Below are 587 nucleotides of genomic sequence, written 5' to 3'. Positions count from 1 at the left end.
AATAATGGTGGAGGATGACGGGCTCGAACCGCCGACCCTCTGCTTGTAAGGCAGATGCTCTCCCAGCTGAGCTAATCCTCCATCATATAATGACCCGTACGGGATTCGAACCCGTGTTACCGCCGTGAAAGGGCGGTGTCTTAACCGCTTGACCAACGGGCCCAGACTTTCAATTGTAATTATGTATAAGTATCAGTGGCGGAGAGCAAGGGATTCGAACCCTTGAGACGGAGTTGACCGCCTACACGATTTCCAATCGTGCTCCTTCGACCACTCGGACAGCTCTCCAATAATGGCTCCGCAGGTAGGATTCGAACCTACGACCGATCGGTTAACAGCCGATAGCTCTACCACTGAGCTACTGCGGAATGAAGTCTGCCTGGCGATGTCCTACTCTCACAGGGGGAAACCCCCGACTACCATCGGCGCTGAAGAGCTTAACTTCCGTGTTCGGTATGGGAACGGGTGTGACCTCTTCGCCATCATCACCAGACAATTTCAGTGACATTTAACATTATACTATGTATTCTTGAGAAAATCAAGTGTTTTTTTGAAAAAACTTATTCTCTCAAAACTAGATAACAGGT

The 587-nt window shown here is 49.2% G+C and carries 4 tRNA genes and 1 rRNA gene; all 5 read right to left on the bottom strand.

From position 1 onward, the window contains the following. Nucleotides 1-5: 5 nt before the first annotated feature. Nucleotides 6-81 (bottom strand) — tRNA-Val (locus tag ACQXR1_RS22130). Nucleotides 82-90: 9 nt separating this feature from the next. Continuing rightward, nucleotides 91-162, bottom strand: a tRNA-Glu gene (locus tag ACQXR1_RS22125). Between the two features lie 34 nt (nucleotides 163-196). Further along, nucleotides 197-288 (bottom strand) — tRNA-Ser (locus ACQXR1_RS22120). Between the two features lie 5 nt (nucleotides 289-293). Further along, nucleotides 294-368, bottom strand: a tRNA-Asn gene (locus ACQXR1_RS22115). 9 nt (nucleotides 369-377) lie between these two features. Then, nucleotides 378-493 (bottom strand): 5S ribosomal RNA (gene rrf / locus ACQXR1_RS22110). Nucleotides 494-587 lie beyond the last annotated feature (94 nt).

Source organism: Bacillus sp. ATD, from assembly GCF_050585765.1.
GTDB classification, from domain to species: Bacteria; Bacillota; Bacilli; order Bacillales; family Bacillaceae; genus Bacillus; species Bacillus stercoris.
Note: the sequence above shows the minus strand (reverse complement) of the source record. Positions and strands in the feature narration are given on the sequence as shown.